Source organism: Thermodesulfovibrio sp., from assembly GCF_049969575.1.
GTDB lineage: Bacteria > Nitrospirota > Thermodesulfovibrionia > Thermodesulfovibrionales > Thermodesulfovibrionaceae > Thermodesulfovibrio > Thermodesulfovibrio obliviosus.
This window is the reverse complement of the sequence record NZ_JBMFOO010000034.1, coordinates 1-16,479: the sequence shown is the minus strand read 5'-3', so window position 1 is coordinate 16,479 and position 16,479 is coordinate 1. Positions and strand designations below refer to the sequence as shown.

Annotated in this window: 18 protein-coding genes; 17 read left to right on the top strand and 1 reads right to left on the bottom strand. The window is 31.4% G+C overall.

Annotated features, from left to right (window positions below):
• The first annotated feature begins 45 nt into the window (after positions 1-45).
• From ACP5O9_RS07850 to ACP5O9_RS07815, 8 genes are read left to right on the top strand one after another with little or no spacing between them, the layout of a single operon-like run.
• Positions 46-1,146, top strand: a complete 1,101-nt coding sequence (locus ACP5O9_RS07850) for a glycosyltransferase family 4 protein (protein ID WP_428723787.1) — start codon at positions 46-48, stop codon at positions 1,144-1,146.
• Positions 1,124-2,251 (top strand): glycosyltransferase family 9 protein, encoded by a 1,128-nt coding sequence (locus ACP5O9_RS07845; protein ID WP_428723786.1) that lies wholly within the window; start codon positions 1,124-1,126, stop codon positions 2,249-2,251. The genes ACP5O9_RS07850 and ACP5O9_RS07845 overlap by 23 nt, the downstream gene beginning before the upstream one ends.
• Positions 2,239-3,375 carry a glycosyltransferase gene (locus ACP5O9_RS07840; RefSeq protein WP_428723785.1) on the top strand — a complete coding sequence of 379 codons (1,137 nt, stop codon included), beginning with the start codon at positions 2,239-2,241 and terminating at the stop codon, positions 3,373-3,375. Before ACP5O9_RS07845 ends, ACP5O9_RS07840 begins: the two co-directional genes overlap by 13 nt.
• A gap of 22 nt (positions 3,376-3,397) precedes the next feature.
• The gene (asnB, locus tag ACP5O9_RS07835) at positions 3,398-5,338 is read left to right on the top strand and encodes an asparagine synthase (glutamine-hydrolyzing) (protein WP_428723784.1); all 1,941 of its coding nucleotides are present in this window, start codon (positions 3,398-3,400) and stop codon (positions 5,336-5,338) included.
• Between the two features lie 2 nt (positions 5,339-5,340).
• Positions 5,341-6,621 (top strand): O-antigen ligase family protein, encoded by a 1,281-nt coding sequence (locus tag ACP5O9_RS07830; RefSeq protein ID WP_353685892.1) that lies wholly within the window; start codon positions 5,341-5,343, stop codon positions 6,619-6,621.
• Positions 6,615-7,631, top strand: a complete 1,017-nt coding sequence (locus tag ACP5O9_RS07825) for a glycosyltransferase family 9 protein (protein ID WP_428723783.1) — start codon at positions 6,615-6,617, stop codon at positions 7,629-7,631. Before ACP5O9_RS07830 ends, ACP5O9_RS07825 begins: the two co-directional genes overlap by 7 nt.
• A gap of 1 nt (position 7,632) precedes the next feature.
• Positions 7,633-8,247 (top strand): glycosyltransferase family 4 protein, encoded by a 615-nt coding sequence (locus tag ACP5O9_RS07820; protein ID WP_428723782.1) that lies wholly within the window; start codon positions 7,633-7,635, stop codon positions 8,245-8,247.
• Complete coding sequence (locus ACP5O9_RS07815; protein WP_428723788.1) at positions 8,208-8,732, top strand: glycosyltransferase family 4 protein; 525 nt, start codon at positions 8,208-8,210, stop codon at positions 8,730-8,732. Before ACP5O9_RS07820 ends, ACP5O9_RS07815 begins: the two co-directional genes overlap by 40 nt.
• Here ACP5O9_RS07815 and ACP5O9_RS07810 read toward each other — a convergent pair.
• Positions 8,718-9,032 carry a hypothetical protein gene (locus tag ACP5O9_RS07810; RefSeq protein WP_424905028.1) on the bottom strand — a complete coding sequence of 105 codons (315 nt, stop codon included), beginning with the start codon at positions 9,030-9,032 and terminating at the stop codon, positions 8,718-8,720. The two genes, ACP5O9_RS07815 and ACP5O9_RS07810, sit on opposite strands and share 15 nt — an antisense overlap.
• A gap of 75 nt (positions 9,033-9,107) precedes the next feature.
• Between ACP5O9_RS07810 and aroE the strand changes: the two genes are divergently transcribed.
• From aroE to ACP5O9_RS07765, 9 genes are all read left to right on the top strand, one after another.
• Positions 9,108-9,935, top strand: a complete 828-nt coding sequence (gene aroE, locus ACP5O9_RS07805; RefSeq protein WP_424905029.1) for a shikimate dehydrogenase — start codon at positions 9,108-9,110, stop codon at positions 9,933-9,935.
• Between the two features lie 26 nt (positions 9,936-9,961).
• Positions 9,962-10,900 carry a type IV pilus biogenesis protein PilM gene (gene pilM, locus ACP5O9_RS07800; RefSeq protein WP_353685897.1) on the top strand — a complete coding sequence of 313 codons (939 nt, stop codon included), beginning with the start codon at positions 9,962-9,964 and terminating at the stop codon, positions 10,898-10,900.
• Positions 10,897-11,451 carry a PilN domain-containing protein gene (locus tag ACP5O9_RS07795; RefSeq protein ID WP_353685898.1) on the top strand — a complete coding sequence of 185 codons (555 nt, stop codon included), beginning with the start codon at positions 10,897-10,899 and terminating at the stop codon, positions 11,449-11,451. Before pilM ends, ACP5O9_RS07795 begins: the two co-directional genes overlap by 4 nt.
• 4 nt (positions 11,452-11,455) lie before the next feature.
• Complete coding sequence (locus tag ACP5O9_RS07790; protein ID WP_353685899.1) at positions 11,456-12,043, top strand: type 4a pilus biogenesis protein PilO; 588 nt, start codon at positions 11,456-11,458, stop codon at positions 12,041-12,043.
• Positions 12,040-12,516: a pilus assembly protein PilP gene (locus tag ACP5O9_RS07785; RefSeq protein WP_424905032.1), complete on the top strand. Its 477-nt coding sequence runs from the start codon at positions 12,040-12,042 to the stop codon at positions 12,514-12,516. The genes ACP5O9_RS07790 and ACP5O9_RS07785 overlap by 4 nt, the downstream gene beginning before the upstream one ends.
• Positions 12,517-12,518: 2 nt before the next feature.
• Complete coding sequence (gene pilQ, locus ACP5O9_RS07780) at positions 12,519-14,516, top strand: type IV pilus secretin PilQ (protein ID WP_428723781.1); 1,998 nt, start codon at positions 12,519-12,521, stop codon at positions 14,514-14,516.
• Entirely contained in the window at positions 14,516-15,160 is a 645-nt protein-coding gene (locus ACP5O9_RS07775) for a response regulator transcription factor (RefSeq protein WP_353685902.1), read from the top strand. Before pilQ ends, ACP5O9_RS07775 begins: the two co-directional genes overlap by 1 nt.
• Positions 15,157-15,969: a hypothetical protein gene (locus ACP5O9_RS07770; protein ID WP_428723780.1), complete on the top strand. Its 813-nt coding sequence runs from the start codon at positions 15,157-15,159 to the stop codon at positions 15,967-15,969. Before ACP5O9_RS07775 ends, ACP5O9_RS07770 begins: the two co-directional genes overlap by 4 nt.
• Before the next feature lie 86 nt (positions 15,970-16,055).
• Positions 16,056-16,479: prepilin-type N-terminal cleavage/methylation domain-containing protein (locus tag ACP5O9_RS07765; RefSeq protein ID WP_428723779.1), on the top strand; the 424-nt coding region annotated here is incomplete at its 3' end.

The following is a 16,479-nucleotide window of genomic DNA, read 5'->3' as shown; positions in this document are numbered from 1 at the left end:
ACATTTCTTGATAAATTATCCCAGTGAAAGTAATAAACAGGGTAAATGAAGATAATTTTACATACTGAGTCATCAATGGGTTGGGGAGGACAGGAAATTCGTATCCTTCAGGAAGCAAAAGGTATGAGAGGTAGAGGATATAGAGTTTTAATTGCTGCAGAAGAAAATAGTGAAATTTTAAAGAGAGCTAAAAAGGAAGGTTTTGAAGTATTTGCTGTTAAATTTTCAAAATATCATCCACTTTCTTTCTTAAGAATTAAGGCTTTGATAGAAAAAGAAAAGGTTGATATAGTTAATACCCATAGCTCCAAAGACAGCTGGGTTACTACAATTGCAGCAAAGTTAGCCTCTAATAAACCTAAAATAATTAGAACAAGACACTTATCAACTCCGATAAAAAATACTGCTCTAAATCGATTGATTTATAATGTCTTACCTGATATTATTATAACCACATCAGAAGAAATAAGAAAAAACATGATAAATATAAATAAATTCAATCCTAATAAAATTTTCTCAATCCCCACTGGAGTAAATTTAGAAAAGTTTGATCCTGAAAAAGTTAAACCAATATTTAATAGCAAAGAATTCAAGGTAGGAACAATAGGAGTTTTAAGAAGCTGGAAAGGACATATATATTTGTTAGAAGCTATTCCTTTAATATTACAATATATTACCAACATTAAATTTTATATCGTAGGAGACGGACCACAAAAACAAAACATTGAAAATCATATAAAAAAATTAAATATAGAAAAATGGGTTATTATGTTAGGACATAGAGAAGACATCCCTCAAATATTAGCTTCATTAGATGTAGTTGTTCATCCTTCCTATGCTAACGAGGGAGTTCCACAGGCTATCCTTCAAGCAATGGCAATGAAAAAATGTGTTATTGCTTCAGACATTATAGGTATTAGGGAAGTTGTGATTAATGAAAAAACAGGTTTACTTGTGCCTCCTAAAAAACCTGAAGAAATTGCAAAAGAAATTATACGTGTTTATAAGGACCCAAATTTAAAAAAAATATTAGGCACAGAAGCCCAAAAATTTGTAAAATATAAATATTCCACAGATGAAATGTTCAGAAAAATAGAAGAAATATATAAAAAATTCCCTAAAAATGAATTCTCGAACGCCATTTAGAATATTGCAATTTTTGTTTATAATTTATAGATTTCCGAAATTAATTTTAAAAAGGATTTTAAAATATAAAAAACCCAACAATCCTAAAAAAATATTAATTATTCATCAACTATTTTTGGGAGATACATTGATGACCACTTCTTTATTAGCAAAGATAAGAAAAAATTTTCCTACAGCTGATATATATTATGCTATGCCTGAAGTGTTTATAAAACTGTATTCTACAAATCCTTATGGTGTAGTTCCTGTAGGATTTAATGTATTTAAGTGGAAAACATTTTTAAATTTGTTGAAACTACCTAAATTTGATTGGGCAATAATTCCGGGTGATAATAGGTATGGATGGACAGCTTTCGCTATAGGAGCAAAATGGATTACAGGATTTGCTGGAGATACTCCTAGATATAAAAATTGGTGTTTTGATGAGCTTAAATCTATTCCTAATATTCCTCAATCATGGTCTGATATTCTTACAAACCTTGTGGAAGGAATAGACCCTGACCCATTTAATTTTAAAGAATGGCCACAGCCTTCTTATAAACCATTTAAAATGCCACCAGCTAAATATGTATTATTACATATAGGAGCAAAATCCAGACTTAAATTATGGGACAATCAAAAATGGAAAAAAATTATAGAATATTTAAAACAATATCATCTAAAGATAGCCCTAAGTTGCGGGCCAAATGAAAAAGAATGTTTAAATGGAATAGACATAAATGATCCTAATATTTTTCTTTATCCAGGAAATCTCGATCTTGTTCAAATGTGGGAACTTATAAAAAAAGCATGTTTATTAATCTCTGTAGATAATGGAATTGCTCATTTATCCAAGATAATTGGAACCCCAACTATTTGTCTTTTTGGTCCAGCTTCTGCTATATTATTCGATAAAGGACGATTTTGGCAATATTGTCCTTTTCTCTCAATTTCAAAACCTATAAAGTGTAGAAATCAAAATAAAATGTTTAAAAGAAATATCAACTGGATCCAAACATGTCAAAGACTACCACATCAATGTTCAGAGGCAAAATGTATGGAAATAATAGAAGTAGAAGACATAACCAACGCTGCAGAATTTTTTATTAAAAAATGTTGCGAATAGGATTACTTATTGATTCATTAATTGGTGGTGGTGCTGAGCGAGTAGTATTGAATCTTTTTTCAATATTTAGCCGCCTAGGCCATGATCCACATATAATTCTAATTAAAAATAAAATTGATATACCAATTGAAGAAGTACCTTCTTCTAAAATTCATATTCTTTCAAAAGACGGAGTTTTAAGTCATAATAAATTTCTTAATAAATTAATGTTATCACAAAAACTCAAGCAAGTCATTAAAAAAATCGAAAGTGATGGATTGAGTTTTCATTTTTACATTTCAAATGCAGAGGATATGGATAGAATAACCAAAATAGCTAAACTGCCAAATGTTTATATAAGATATAGAAATTGCATGTCAGAATATATTAAAAACAAAATAGGAAATAAAGGCTATATAAAAACATTGATAAGAAAGTATCGTTTTTTAAGGAAATTTAGGAAAATTTATAACAATAGACACATAATCACTGTCTCACAAGCTTTAGCCGATGATATTTTAAAAAATGTAGGAATCAAACCAAAATCTATAAAAACAATTTATAATCCCTTTAATTTTGAGAAAATTAGAAAATTAGGCAATGAGAAAGAAGATTTACCTTCTGAACCATATATAATTTATGCTGCCAAATTTGAAAATCGAAAACGTCATGATCTTCTGATAGATGCATATTATAAAGCAAATATTCCTCATAAATTAGTTCTCATAGGAGGTTGTTATACAGAATCTGATAGGTTGACTTTTAAAAAATTGTTAAATCAAATCCATAGACTTAAGCTGCAACATAAAGTTATTCTCCCGGGTTTTCAAAAAAATCCTTATCCTTGGATAAAAAACGCTTCTTTATTTGTTATGTCTTCTGATAGTGAAGGACTTCCTACAGTTTTAATAGAATCTCTAATATTAGGAACTCCTGTTGTAAGTACCGATTGCCCCACAGGACCAAGAGAAATATTAACTGGACAGCTTAGTAAATTTCTCTCACCGCCTGGTGATTCGGAAGCATTAGCAAAAAATATAAAGTCTGCGCTTGATAGTTATCCTGAAATAAATGAGGATATATTAAAAAAATTTGATGAAAATTATGTTGCAAAACAATATATTGAACATTGTTTAAAAAAATAAATAAATTATAATAAATAAATTTATGTGCGGAATTGCTGGAATTTTTAAGAAAAATTTTATTAACCCTTTATATATAGAAAAAATGCTATCTGTGCTATCTCATCGAGGCCCTGATAAGAAAGGTTTTGTTTGTTTTCAGACAGGAAAGCACAAATATTATCCTCTAAATTCAGTAAAAAATATTCAATATTCAAAAAATTTTGATTTTATTTTAGGGCATGTAAGATTAAGTATAATTGACTTGACAGATTCAGCACATCAGCCAATGTCAGACGAAGAAAATAAACTTTGGATTGTTTACAATGGAGAGATTTTTAACTATAAAGAGTTGCGTAAAGAACTAGAAAAATTGGGATATAGGTTTAAATCTAATTCTGATACTGAGGTATTATTGTATGCATTTAAAAAATATGGACAATCATGTCTTGAAAAATTAAGAGGATTTTTTGTGTTTTGTATATATGACTCTAAAAACAATAAGCTTTTTATAGCAAGAGATAGATTGGGGAAAAAACCACTTAAATACTATTGGGATGGAGAGTATTTTTGCTTTGCATCTGAAATTAAGGCATTACTTCAATTGCCATGGATTAAAAGAGAAATTTATATGAAAGCTGTTGAGCAATACCTTTCGTTGCGATATATTTTGTTTCCTTATACAATAATAAAAGGAATTAAGAAATTACCTCCAGGATGCTTTATGGAATTTTTTCTTGATACTCCCCAAAAAGAACCTGTTATTACTCGATACTATTTCCCATGTTTTCAACCTAAAATCAATATTTCTTATAATGATGCAAAAGAACAATCTCTGAATTTATTAAAAGAATCAATAAAATACAGGTTGATATCTGATGTGCCTTTAGGTTTATTTTTAAGTGGCGGGATTGATTCATCCACTATATTGGCTGTGTTATGTTATTCTACAGAAAATTATAAAATTAATACGTTAACTGCAGGATTTACAGATTCTAATTATGATGAAAAATATTATGCTAGTTTAATAGCAAATTTTCTAAATACTAATCATATAGAGAAAAATATCATATTAAATCCTAAAGAAGATTTAACTAAAATAGTATGGTATTTTGACGAACCTTTTGGTGATCCATCTGTTATTCCAGTATTCTATCTTACAAAAGCTGCTTCTCAGTATTTCAAAGTAGCTATTACAGGAGATGGCGGAGATGAGTTATTTGGTGGATATAAAAGATATTACATACATTACAGAAATCGTTTTATTAACTATTTACCTTTTAAAGCACTTTATAGAATTATTAAAGCTTTTAATAAAAAAATCCCGTTTAATTGGGATAAAAAACACAGTTGGGGTAAAGTTTCAAGAATTATGGAATCTATTTCTGACAATTTAATAAACACATATCCGTTGAGATTTTCAGGATTTTCTCTAAGAATGCAAGAAATTTTATATAATGCAAATTTCTCTCATAATGAAAAAATTTGGCCAGATGAAATTTTAAAACTTTTAGAAAAGACAAAAGTATCAAATTCTATGGAGATTCTTATGGCATTAGATCAAATCACATACTTATCAGAAGATATTTTAGTTAAAGCTGATTTAGGAGGAATGGCTCATAGTTTAGAAATTCGAAGTCCTTTTCTTGACCATATATTTGTTGAGTGGATCAATAAATTACCTTTGTCATATAAAATAAATAAAAAAATCCTTAGAGATATAATTAGAGATAAAGTTCCAGTTGAAATATTAGGTAGGAAAAAAGCTGGGTTCAATCCACCTATTGGTAAATGGATGAAAACTATTCTAAAAGACGACTTATTTTATTATCTTCTTTCAGATGAAAGCCCATTTTGTTTATTTAAAAAAGAGGAGATAAAAAAAATAATGGATCTACACTTTTCAGGGAAAATCAATTTAGGAGAACCTTTATGGATTCTTTTAGTATTAGGAATTTGGCTAAAGACTTATAATTTAGAATTATAAATATGCTAAAAAATTACTTCATCGATAAAGAAAAAATATCATTCATAAATCTCGTTCTTCTTTGTGTTCTTATTTTTGTTCTTCCAATTGCTCATACAGCGACCATTCGTTCGGTTGCTATGTTTACTCCTATGCTTCTTTTATTTGGGAGATATTTTATTGCGAAAGATTTTAAATGGATAAAAACTTCCTTTGAATTGCCATTTTTTGCTTTTTTCTTGATGGCAATTATTTCTATATTTACCTCAGTTGATAGGCATGAAACAGTCAAAGAAATATGGGGAGAATTAATTGTACCTATTTTGCTTTTTTATACAACTTATTATGCTATAGAAAACAAAAATCATGCATTCATTTTGTTGAAAGCTTTATTTATAGGAAGTCTGGTTTTTAGTTTATATTCTTTTTATGATTTTTACCAGCATGGTGGGAAATTTTTTACAGTTGTTTACAAAGCTGGAGGCTTAAGAGATCCTGGAGGTGGTGAGGTTGCTGCTTTATATCATACAATGGTTATTCCTTTCATATTTTGGGCTCTATTTTATTGGGAAAATACTAAAGAAAAAATTTTATTATTTTTTATTTTCTTAATTAATCTTGTAGCTTTTCATATAACATTTGTCCGTGCTGGCATGCTTGCTTTAGCATTTCAAACTGTATTCATAATTGGAATTCTTTTAAGAGAAAAAAAATGGATTTTGAGCATCTTTCTTGCTATAATTCTGATTTTTACAGTCCACCTGTACGTTGAAAAAAAGATGCTTCGTGAACTACATAATGAAAAAATACCTTCAATAAAAGATTACATAAAAATGTCTCCTGAAGAAATCGCAGGAACTAATCCTTCATCAATGAAACAAAGATTAGCTATGTGGAAAACAGCAATAGAGAAAATTGCTGAAAATCCATTCTATCCTCATGGTTATGGCAGATTTTTATTTGGTAAAACTGTAAGAAATGAAAAAAATAAACATTTTATTTATCCTCAAACACATAACACTTTTATAGGTATAACTTTTGAGCTTGGAATTCAAGGTTTGGTAGTCTTTCTCTGGATAATAGGAAAGTTCTTTTTTGTGTGCTGTAAATACTGGTATAAGTATAAACAAAGCATTGTTAAGTATCTCTCAGTTTCTCTAATTACAATGATGATAGGTTACTGGATTAATAACTTTTTTGGAAGCTTTGATGGTGATGACAGCAAATTACTTTTTATGATGCTTCTTGGTATTGGTATGGCAATTATGCATAAAACGCTTAAAGAAAAGGAATTCAAATGCTGAATAAAATTCTCTTTATCCGCAGGGACAACATTGGAGACCTTGTATGTACTACACCAGCGATTCATGCGGTAAGGAAAAAATATCCTCATGCAAAAATAGGTATACTTGTTAACACCTACAATGCTGATGTGGTAAAAAACAATCCTGATATTGATGAAATATATATCTATGAAAAGGCAAAACATGTTCCCGAGAAAAATAAAATTTTAGTGTGGATGAACAATTTAAGATTGCTTATGAAAATAAGAAAAGACAAATATGATGTTGCAATAGCATGCGGTTCTTATTCTCCACGACTTGCAAGATATGCCTACATGACAGGAGCTACTGTTAGAATAGGATATATACCGAAAGATATTGAAAAATCAACATCTTATAATATGGCTTTGCAGGAACCCGAACAGCCAATGCATGAAGTTGAAAGAGTTTTTAGACTTTTATTGCCCTTAGGAATTGATGAAATCCCAAATAAATTAAAAATTTTCCCATCACAATCTGAGATTAAAAGGGTAAAAGAGTTTTTAAAAAGAAAAAATAAACTTTTAATTGCCTTTCACATAAGTAGTAGAAAGCCTGAAAATAGGTGGTCTGCGGAAAAATTTATAAATCTTGCAAAACTTGTTTTAGCACATAACAATGCAGATATAATGCTTTTATGGTCTCCAGGAAGCGAGAAAAATCCTTATCATCCTGGAGATGATGAAAAAGCAGAGTTTATTATTAAATCACTACCTCAAATTATTCCATACAAAACAAATCATTTAAGAGAGCTTATTGCTGCTCTTAGTGTTGCCAATGTGGTAGTGTGTCTTGATGGTGGAGCAATGCATATTGCCGCAGCATTAGGTAAACCAATTGTCACTGTATGGGGTTCTACAGAGCAGCAAAGATGGAAACCATGGGGCGTTAAACACATTATTTTACAAGAGCAAACAAAAAAAGCTGAAAATATTACATCTGACCAAGTCTTTGAAGCAGTGCAAACTCTTCTTAAGGAGATTTCATCCTAAGATGTTTATTAAGATTCTTCATACAGAGTCCTCGCCTGGATGGGGTGGGCAAGAAAACAGAATTCTTAACGAATCAATAGGGTTACAGAAACTTGGAGCAAAGGTTTACATTTTGTGCCAGCCTGAAAGCAAGCTTGCTGAGAAAGCCAGAGAAGCTGGAATTGAGGTTTTCACATCTCCGATGCGAAAAAGTTACGATCTTAAAGCAATTTACAACACAGCAAGGCTAATAAATAAATTAAATATTGATGTTGTGAACACCCATAGTGGGAAAGACAGCTACATTGGAGGATTTGCTGGTAAATTATCAAAAAAAACTCCACTAATTGTCCGAACAAGACATCTTGCATTACCTATAACATCAACATTTTCATATAAATATCTTTCAGATTTTGTTGTCACAGTAAGTGAGTATGTAAGACAATATTTAATTCAAAAAGGCATTCCTGAAAAAAAAGTTTTTGCAGTTCCAACAGGCATTGATTTAGAAAAATTCAATCCTGGTAAAGTTAAAGGCACACTTAAAAAAGAGCTTGGACTAAATCAAGACACTCCTTTAATAGCGACAGTGGCAGTATTAAGGAAGAAAAAAGGGCACCATATCTTAATTGCTTAATTGAGGCAATTCCATATGTTTTAAAAAAATTTCCAGAGGCTGTTTTTGTTTTTGTTGGAGAAGGACCTCAAAGGAAAAACATAGAAGAAAAAATTAAAAGACACGGTCTTTCAAAAAATGTTATCATGCTCGGGCATAGAGAAGATATCCCGCAAATCTTGAGCTCAATTGATTTATTTGTTCTTCCAACACTTCAGGAAGCTCTTGGAACATCTTTTATTGAAGCAATGGCAATGGGAAAACCAGTAATTGGTTCTAATATTGACGGTGTCAGAGAGGTTATTGATAACGGATTAAATGGATATCTTGTTCCTCCAGAAGCTCCTGTGGTTTTAGCAGAAAAAATTATAGATCTTCTTTCTAACAGAGGAAAGGCAAAGGAGTTTGGAGTTCATGGAAGGGAAAAAGTTGAAAATAAATACACTATTGAAAAAATGTGCAATGGAATGCTTGAAGTATATTTAAAGCATTTAAAAAAACTTTAAAAATCCAATAAGAATACCTGTCTGGGCAATTAAAAATCCTGCAACCCATTTAATAATGTCAACCTTAAATTGAGCAAGTTTTATTTCCATGTTTGCTTCAACTTCTCTGATTCTTGCTTCAACTTCCTTAATTCTTGCTTCAACTTCTTTAATTCTCAATTCAACTTCTTTTATATCTCTTTTTGTAGCAAGATCATCTTTTATTTCTCTCTCAAATTCTTTAAAAAATTCAATAAATGCATCTGTTGCTTCTTCTCCGAGTCGCTCTCTTACAGATTTTGGCAGGGTTAAAACTGGCATGTTTCATTATAATAAAATTTTGAAATTAATGGCAATCTTACCAAAAATTTTTTATATTTTGTTAAAATACTTACCATGATTACTGGAAAAACAAAAATAATTGGGATATTCGGTGATCCCGTTGAGCATACCTTGTCTCCTTCAATTCATAATGAAGCTTTTCAATATCTCGGGCTTAACTATTGTTATGTGCCATTCCATGTAAAAAAAGAATATTTAAAAGATGCTATTTTTGCCATCAAAGCTTTGAACATAAAGGGTGTGAATATAACAGTTCCCCACAAAGAAGCAGTCATTAAATATCTTGACGAAGTTTCAGATGAAGCTAAATATATTGGAGCAGTCAATACAATTTTAAATAATGAAGAAACTCTGAAAGGGTTCAATACAGATGCAAAGGGCTTTGTTTTGTCACTTAAGAATGAAAAGATACTGATTAAAGATAAAATTTTTCTGGTGCTTGGTGCAGGAGGTGCTGCAAAAGCCATAGTTTACGGAATTTTAAAAGAAGGTGGAAGAGTTTACATTTATAATAGAACTCTGGCTAAAGCCATGGCAATAAAAGAAAGGTTTAGTAACTTAGGATTTATAGAGGTAGTAAGCATCATTGACAAATCTGTTACTGAAAAAGTGCAGACAATAGTAAATGCCACTTCTCTTGGGTTAAAAAAGGATGATCCGATGCCTCTAAGCCCTGAATTATTAAAATCCGAGCATGTATACTGTGATATTGTTTATCCTGAAACTCATTTAATGAAAGAAGCAGAAAAAATTGGATGCAAAGTTATTGGAGGCACTGGAATGCTACTGTGGCAGGCCGTAGCTGCCTTTGAAATATGGACTGGGCTGCAGGCTCCTGTCGAGATCATGAAAAAAACTCTGAATAAAGTATTGACAAAATAGTAATTTTGTAGTATAAAACTTAAAAAATGATTCTTGGCATAGAAATAGAAACTTCTTCTATCAGGGTTGCTTACATAGGGAAAAAGTATGAACTGACTGAGTGGGAGATCTTTGAACTTCCTGAAGGAGCAATCGGTTCTGAAGGAATAATTGATACTGACAGTGTTGTAAAAACTCTTATAAAAATCCCGTCTAAATTTAATTTGAAAAATCCAAAAGCAGCATTCGCAGTTTCAGGACCTGCCTACACAGCAGTAAGAATAATTCAGGTTCCTTTTATTGATAAAGATGAAATTACTTTAAATCTTCCAATGGAACTTGACAAATACATTCCATTTAATGCGAAAGAAGTTTACTATGACTTTCACATACTTGAAGCAGTAAAAGATAAAAATTTAACAGAACTTCTTGTAGCAGTGGCAAACAGGCAGATTGTAACCGAATATGTTAATGTTTTTGAAAAAGCAGGCATAACTCCTCAGGTTGTAGATATTGGAGCCTTAGCTCTTTATAATGTATATGAATTGAATTACAGAGAGACTGACACCACTCTTATTGTAAATGTTGGAGAAAATGTTATTAACTTCATTATTGCCAGAGATGATAAACCTCTTTATGTAAGAGATAGCACAATTACTTTCAAGATTAACATACATGAAGCTCAGGAAGAAGAAATAAGGAATTTTGCAGATGATATTTCTGCAGAAATCTACAGGCAAATTGAATACTTTAAATCTTTTTTAACAGAAAGACCCGTAAAAAAGATATATCTTACAGGCTATCCCGTAATTTCTCCCATTTTTGTTTCATCAATTGAAGAAAGACTGGATCAGGAAGTCTTCATATTGAATCCTTTTAGAAAAATCAAAATAAATAAAAAAATTGCATCAAAGATGCATAAATATTCAAATATAGCTGCTATATCAATCGGATTGTCTCTCAGGGGAACGGAGAAGATAAAATGATAAAAATAAATCTTTTACCAAAAAAAGAGGTAAAAAAAGAGGGCAAAAAAATTGAAATTAAATTATCAGGAGATATTGTTAAAAAACTATCAATTCCCGCAGGTTTAACTTTGATTGTCCTGGCAGCCATTTTATTCTACTGTGAGCTTACAAAATCAGCTCTTGAAAAAGATATTCAGCTACAAAAAAGAACCATTGAAGGGCTTCAGAAAAAAATGCAGGAAGTTAAAAAATTTGAAGCAATGAACAAAGATATAGAAGCAAAGGCAAAATTAATTGAAAACCTTAAAAAAATGCAGTCAGCACCTGTTAGTATTTTAAGTATTGTGGTAAAAAAACTTCCCGATGGAGTATGGCTTACAGGAGTCGCATTTGATAATACAGTTACAGTGGAAGGAATAGGATTTTCAAACCTGAATGTTGTCCAGTTTGTTGATAATCTTAAAGCAACACCAGAGTTACAGGATGTTTATCTTGTAGAATCACAACAAACTGAGTTTGAAAAACAGGCTGTTTATAAATTCACCGTAAAATTCAAGTTAAAGGTATAATATTATGGATTGGGAAGGACTTTCAAAGAGCAAAAGAATTCTTTTAATGATTCTACCATGTCTTGTTCTATTTGTTCTTTTCAGTTCTGTTTATTTATTGCCAGCTGTTGAAACTATTAATAGATTAAACTCTGAAAAAAAGAGCCTGAAAGAGGAAATAGATAAAGCCAATATGATTGTCAATAAATATGAAGACTTAAAAGCTCTTAATGAGCAACTTCAGAAAAAAATGGAGTTTTTAAAAACACTTCTTCCAAAGGAAGCAGAGGTTTCCGATGTGTTAAAAAAGGTTTCTGAGATAGGACTACAAAAAGGACTGGTTGTAACATCATGGAAACCCAAGGAAAAAATACCCCATTCCTCCAATGAAGTCTATGAAATTCCTGTTGAAGTATCCATGCGCGGGAAATATCATACATTTGGAACATTTTTCGCCGATATTACAAAAATAGAAAGAATAATCAACATAAAAAAGATGGAAATTAAAAAAGGAGAAAAAGATCCGACAATGCTTAATGCAAATTTAACTGCAGTAACCTATTCATTGATACCTGAAGAAGAAAAGAAAAAAATACAGCAAAAGAAAAAATGATGGAAAGAAAGAGAATTTTAATTATTACTGGAGCATTGGTATTATTAGCGGTTCTACTAATAGGATTTTTATTACTTAACAAAGAGGAAAAATCTAAACAGATAATAATAAAAACTCCAAAAAGACAACCAGTTCAAATAAATCAACCTAATATTGTATTTCCCACATACAACTATGATGCCCAACAATTAAGAGATCCGTTTGCACCATTAATCGTTAAAAGAGAGGCAAGAAAAAAAGGTGCTTCACCTCTTGAAACTTACGAAATAGAAGAACTTAAACTTACTGGAATTGCTAAGGATAAAAAAGGTGCTTTAGCACTCCTTCAGGCACCTGATGGAAGATTTTATATTGTGAGAGAAAACGATAGAATAGGATATAGCGGAGGAAAAGTAATAAAAATTTTAATGGATAGTATTGAAATTAGAGAAAACAACAAAGTTAAATACTTAAAACTCAAGACGGAGGAATAGAAATGATAAATAAAATTTTCTTTATTTTAATCTTCATATTTCTTTTTGCATTAAATGCTCTGGCAGTAGAAATCAGCAACATAATTACCGAAGGAGACACATTAAAAATAAAGCTTACAGAAAAAACCGAGTTTAATCTTCTTCCTTGTGAAGACCCATTTAAAATAAAAATAGAGCTTAAAAATACAAACCCAGGTATTTTAGAGAAAAAAATGTTTTTAAGAGAAGGGATAGTGAGTGAAATTTCCGCTCAGGTAAAGGACAATAACACCGAGATAGAACTTCTTGTGAGTGAACCTGTCAGACCTGAAATTAAAATGGAAGATAATATTCTCACAGTTTCTTTTAATTCTCCTCCAGCTCAACCATCCACAGCTACAAAAATCATTGAAATGGCAATGGATGAAAAAGAAGAAGGCTTTGAAATATCAATCCAGGCAGATAATGAACTTCCTGAACCATCGGTAAGTAAAGTTGATGATTATATCAATGTGGATTTTCAAGGAGTAAGCTTTGAAGCAGAAACTGGAAATATTCCTGTTTCTGTAAAAAGACAGGGTGATGAGCTTATATTAAGCTTCTTTTTTGGAAAAGATTTTGATGTTGAACCTGTTTATCTCGGAGATGAAGTAATTCTAAATGTTAAAAAGGTTAAAAAGCTTAAAGTTGCTAAATTAGAACAAGAGCCTTCTTACGAGACAATTACACCAAATATTAAAAGTGAAAAACCTGTTTCTCTTGACCTTCAGGATGCTGACATTGTAGGAGTTTTCAGACTTCTTGGAGAAATAGGAGGATACAATATTGTCATACATCCTGAGGTAAAGGGCAAAGTAACGCTTAAGCTTATAAATGTTCCATGGATAAAGGCTATTGATGTAATATGTAAAACATTTCAACTTGAAAAAACCTTTGAAGGAAACATAATAAGAATTGCTCCAATTAAAGTCTTTCAGGAGGAGAAAAAACTTGAAGCAGAAACAAAAGATCTTTTCAAAAAAGCAGAGGAGGAACAGATTCGTATATTTGTTTTGAAATATGCTGCTGTTGATAAGGTAAAAACAACCATAGAGGGATCAAAAATTCTTTCACCTAAAGGCAATATCTCCACTGATGAAAGAACAAGAACAGTGATTGTTAGAGATGTTCCTTCAGTGCTCGCTCAGGTAGCCTCCCTTATTCAGGATCTTGATAAACCCACAAGGCAGATACTTCTTGAAACAAGAATTGTAGAGATATCAAGCAGTTTTTCAAAAGCTTTTGGATTTGAATGGGGTATTTTCTGGCAGCCTCCTGATACAAGAACAACAATTACTGGCTCTGTAGGAGCATCTACCACAGGCACATTACAAAACTCATCAATAAATTTTGCTGGAGTGCCAGGTGGAATAACTCCTCTTGGAGTAAATCTTCCTGCTTCAACAGGAAGTGTCACCTCACCAACAACTGCATTCACAATTGGATATATTAATGCAGCTCGCACACTTGCTCTTGATTTAAGAATTTCAGCGCTCCAACAATCAGGAAAAGGCAAGGTTATATCAAATCCAAAGGTTATCACTCTTGACAATCAGAAGGCAAAAATAGTTCAGGGAGCAAGTATCCCCTATGGAGAAAAAGATGTTCAGAGTGGACAGATATCAACAAAGTTTAAAGATGTTGCCATAACAGTTGAGGCAACTCCCCATCTTATTGATGATAAATCAATGCTCCTTGATGTAAATGTAGTAAAAGAAGACCTTGTTGAGTTTGTAAACATTGGAGGAGTTTATGCTCCGAGAACTCAAAAAATAGAAGGAAATACAAAGGTTTCTCTTAAAGATGGAGAAACTCTTGTCATAGGTGGAATATATAAGAAAACTGACAGTACAACAGAATCAAAGGTCCCAGGGCTTGGGGATATTCCTCTGGTTGGCGAATTATTCAAGAGTCGTGGAAGAGATGAGAGTCTTTATGAAGTTATGATATTCATTACTCCAAGAATCCTGAAGTATGAGTGATGAGGATTCTTCTTATAGAAGATGATAGAATTTTCGGAGAAACACTCAAAGATTATCTCAAAATTGAAAATATAGAAACTGTATGGCTATGGGATGAAAGAGGGCTTCCAAAAATTATCACCCAATATGAATTTGATGTAATAGTTATAGACCTTATATTAAACTTTAGCTCTGGCGAAGACATAATAGCTGTATTGAGAAAAGCAGGCATTGAAACCCCGATAATGGTAATCACTGCCAAAAAAACTTTAAATGACAAAGAAGAATGCTTCCTTAGGGGAGCAGATGATTATCTTACAAAGCCTTTTGAATTCAAGGAATTTGTCCTGAGGCTGAAAGCATTAAACAGGAGAAAGCATTTACCCAGTGTTTTTACCATTGGTGATGTTATTGTAAATATTGATGCCAAAACAATCCACAGAGGCAGTGAAGAAATAAAGATTTCAAAAAAAGCATGGCAACTTCTTGAATTTCTTCTTAAAAATAGAGGAGAAATTGTAAGTTCTGAAAAAATCCTGAACTATGTCTGGTCAGGAAAAGCAGTGGGAGATGAAATTGTAAGAGCCTACATTAAAGAACTGAGAAAAGTGCTACCACCAGACAGCATAATAACCTATCCAGGAAGAGGATATAAACTCAGTTGAAATTCCAAATTAAAATAATCATTGTTTTTTCTCTGGTTTTAGCCCTGATTCTTTTTTATTTAAACACAGTGATCTTGAGTTTTCTGGATTCTTTTAAAGAAGACTATGTATTGCAATCTTTAACTGAAAAAAATTTCATTGAGCAGAAATTTCAGGAATATGTAAAGAATGTATTGCTATGGGAATTTCTGCTTGTTTTAAGTTTAATGCTCATTTTATACAAGATTATTGAAAAAATGCTTAAGCAAGAAAGAGAGTATATGGATTTTTTAGAATTAATTCTTTTAAATATCTCTCACAAATTTGGTAATTTTTTAGCCACTCATAAAGGCAATATAGAGATCTTAAAAATCAAATACGATGAGAAAGCCATTCAAAGACTTGAGACCAGTTATAATTACATTCACAATGATTTTTGTAAAATTTTAGAAACAATAAATCGTTTTAAAAGTTTCTCATCAAACAAAGAAAAAGTTAATTTAAAGGAAATAGTAGAAAAAAATCTTTCAATATTTGAAATAAATAAAAAACTCCTAATTAATCTGAAAGATGTTTTTATCTATACAAACAGGCAGATGTTGGACAATATTGTATTTTCACTTATAGAGAATGCTATCAAATATTCCAGTGAAACAATTCATATAAGGCTGACAAAAAACTTTCTTGCAATAAGAAATGACATTTCAGAAAAAGAAAAAGGCTCTGGAGTGGGATTAAAAATTACAGAAGCTCTTGTAAAAAAACAGGAATTTAAACTAAAATATCGAGCAAAGGACAATAAATTTATTGTAGTTTTAAAATTCACATAATTTTCACAACTGATTTAAAATTTTTTGTTTATAATTTTTCATAAAAGGCTTCCTTGAAGCCTGAAAAATCTTCTGGAGGTTTAACTATGAAAAAAGTATTTTTAAGAGACCAGAAAGGTTTCACCCTGATTGAACTATTAATCGTCATCGCAATTATTGCAATTCTTGCCTCAATTGCTATCCCCCAGTACATGAAGTATCAGCAAAAAGCAAAGGTATCCTCTTATGCAGAACCAATGGCAAGAGCATGCATGATGGATGCAACTGCATACTGTGTTGAAAATCCTGATACTTCAGGAAGCGGTTCCACAATTCCTGTGGCAAGTCTTAAAAACTGCTCACAAGCAAATATTACAATCCAAACTCCTGGTGGAAACGTTATATTATCTGGAAATGATGCTATTACCTGTGATTCTACAGGTTCAATTGCTTCTGGTACTGTAATAGGTTCTTTAGAGGGTGTGACTGCTTACCAAGCATACTGCTATGTTGATCGTGGTGGATTTAAGT

What these genes read in the sequence shown, in the direction of transcription:
- ACP5O9_RS07850 (WP_428723787.1), top strand. Translation starts at nt 46, where the DNA reads ATGAAGATAATTTTACATACTGAGTCATCAATGGGTTGGGGAGGACAG.
- ACP5O9_RS07845 (WP_428723786.1), top strand. Translation starts at nt 1,124, where the DNA reads ATGAATTCTCGAACGCCATTTAGAATATTGCAATTTTTGTTTATAATT.
- ACP5O9_RS07840 (WP_428723785.1), top strand. Translation starts at nt 2,239, where the DNA reads ATGTTGCGAATAGGATTACTTATTGATTCATTAATTGGTGGTGGTGCT.
- asnB (WP_428723784.1), top strand. Translation starts at nt 3,398, where the DNA reads ATGTGCGGAATTGCTGGAATTTTTAAGAAAAATTTTATTAACCCTTTA.
- ACP5O9_RS07830 (WP_353685892.1), top strand. Translation starts at nt 5,341, where the DNA reads ATGCTAAAAAATTACTTCATCGATAAAGAAAAAATATCATTCATAAAT.
- ACP5O9_RS07825 (WP_428723783.1), top strand. Translation starts at nt 6,615, where the DNA reads ATGCTGAATAAAATTCTCTTTATCCGCAGGGACAACATTGGAGACCTT.
- ACP5O9_RS07820 (WP_428723782.1), top strand. Translation starts at nt 7,633, where the DNA reads ATGTTTATTAAGATTCTTCATACAGAGTCCTCGCCTGGATGGGGTGGG.
- ACP5O9_RS07810 (WP_424905028.1), bottom strand. Translation starts at nt 9,032, where the DNA reads ATGCCAGTTTTAACCCTGCCAAAATCTGTAAGAGAGCGACTCGGAGAA.
- aroE (WP_424905029.1), top strand. Translation starts at nt 9,108, where the DNA reads ATGATTACTGGAAAAACAAAAATAATTGGGATATTCGGTGATCCCGTT.
- pilM (WP_353685897.1), top strand. Translation starts at nt 9,962, where the DNA reads ATGATTCTTGGCATAGAAATAGAAACTTCTTCTATCAGGGTTGCTTAC.
- ACP5O9_RS07795 (WP_353685898.1), top strand. Translation starts at nt 10,897, where the DNA reads ATGATAAAAATAAATCTTTTACCAAAAAAAGAGGTAAAAAAAGAGGGC.
- ACP5O9_RS07790 (WP_353685899.1), top strand. Translation starts at nt 11,456, where the DNA reads ATGGATTGGGAAGGACTTTCAAAGAGCAAAAGAATTCTTTTAATGATT.
- ACP5O9_RS07785 (WP_424905032.1), top strand. Translation starts at nt 12,040, where the DNA reads ATGATGGAAAGAAAGAGAATTTTAATTATTACTGGAGCATTGGTATTA.
- pilQ (WP_428723781.1), top strand. Translation starts at nt 12,519, where the DNA reads ATGATAAATAAAATTTTCTTTATTTTAATCTTCATATTTCTTTTTGCA.
- ACP5O9_RS07775 (WP_353685902.1), top strand. Translation starts at nt 14,516, where the DNA reads ATGAGGATTCTTCTTATAGAAGATGATAGAATTTTCGGAGAAACACTC.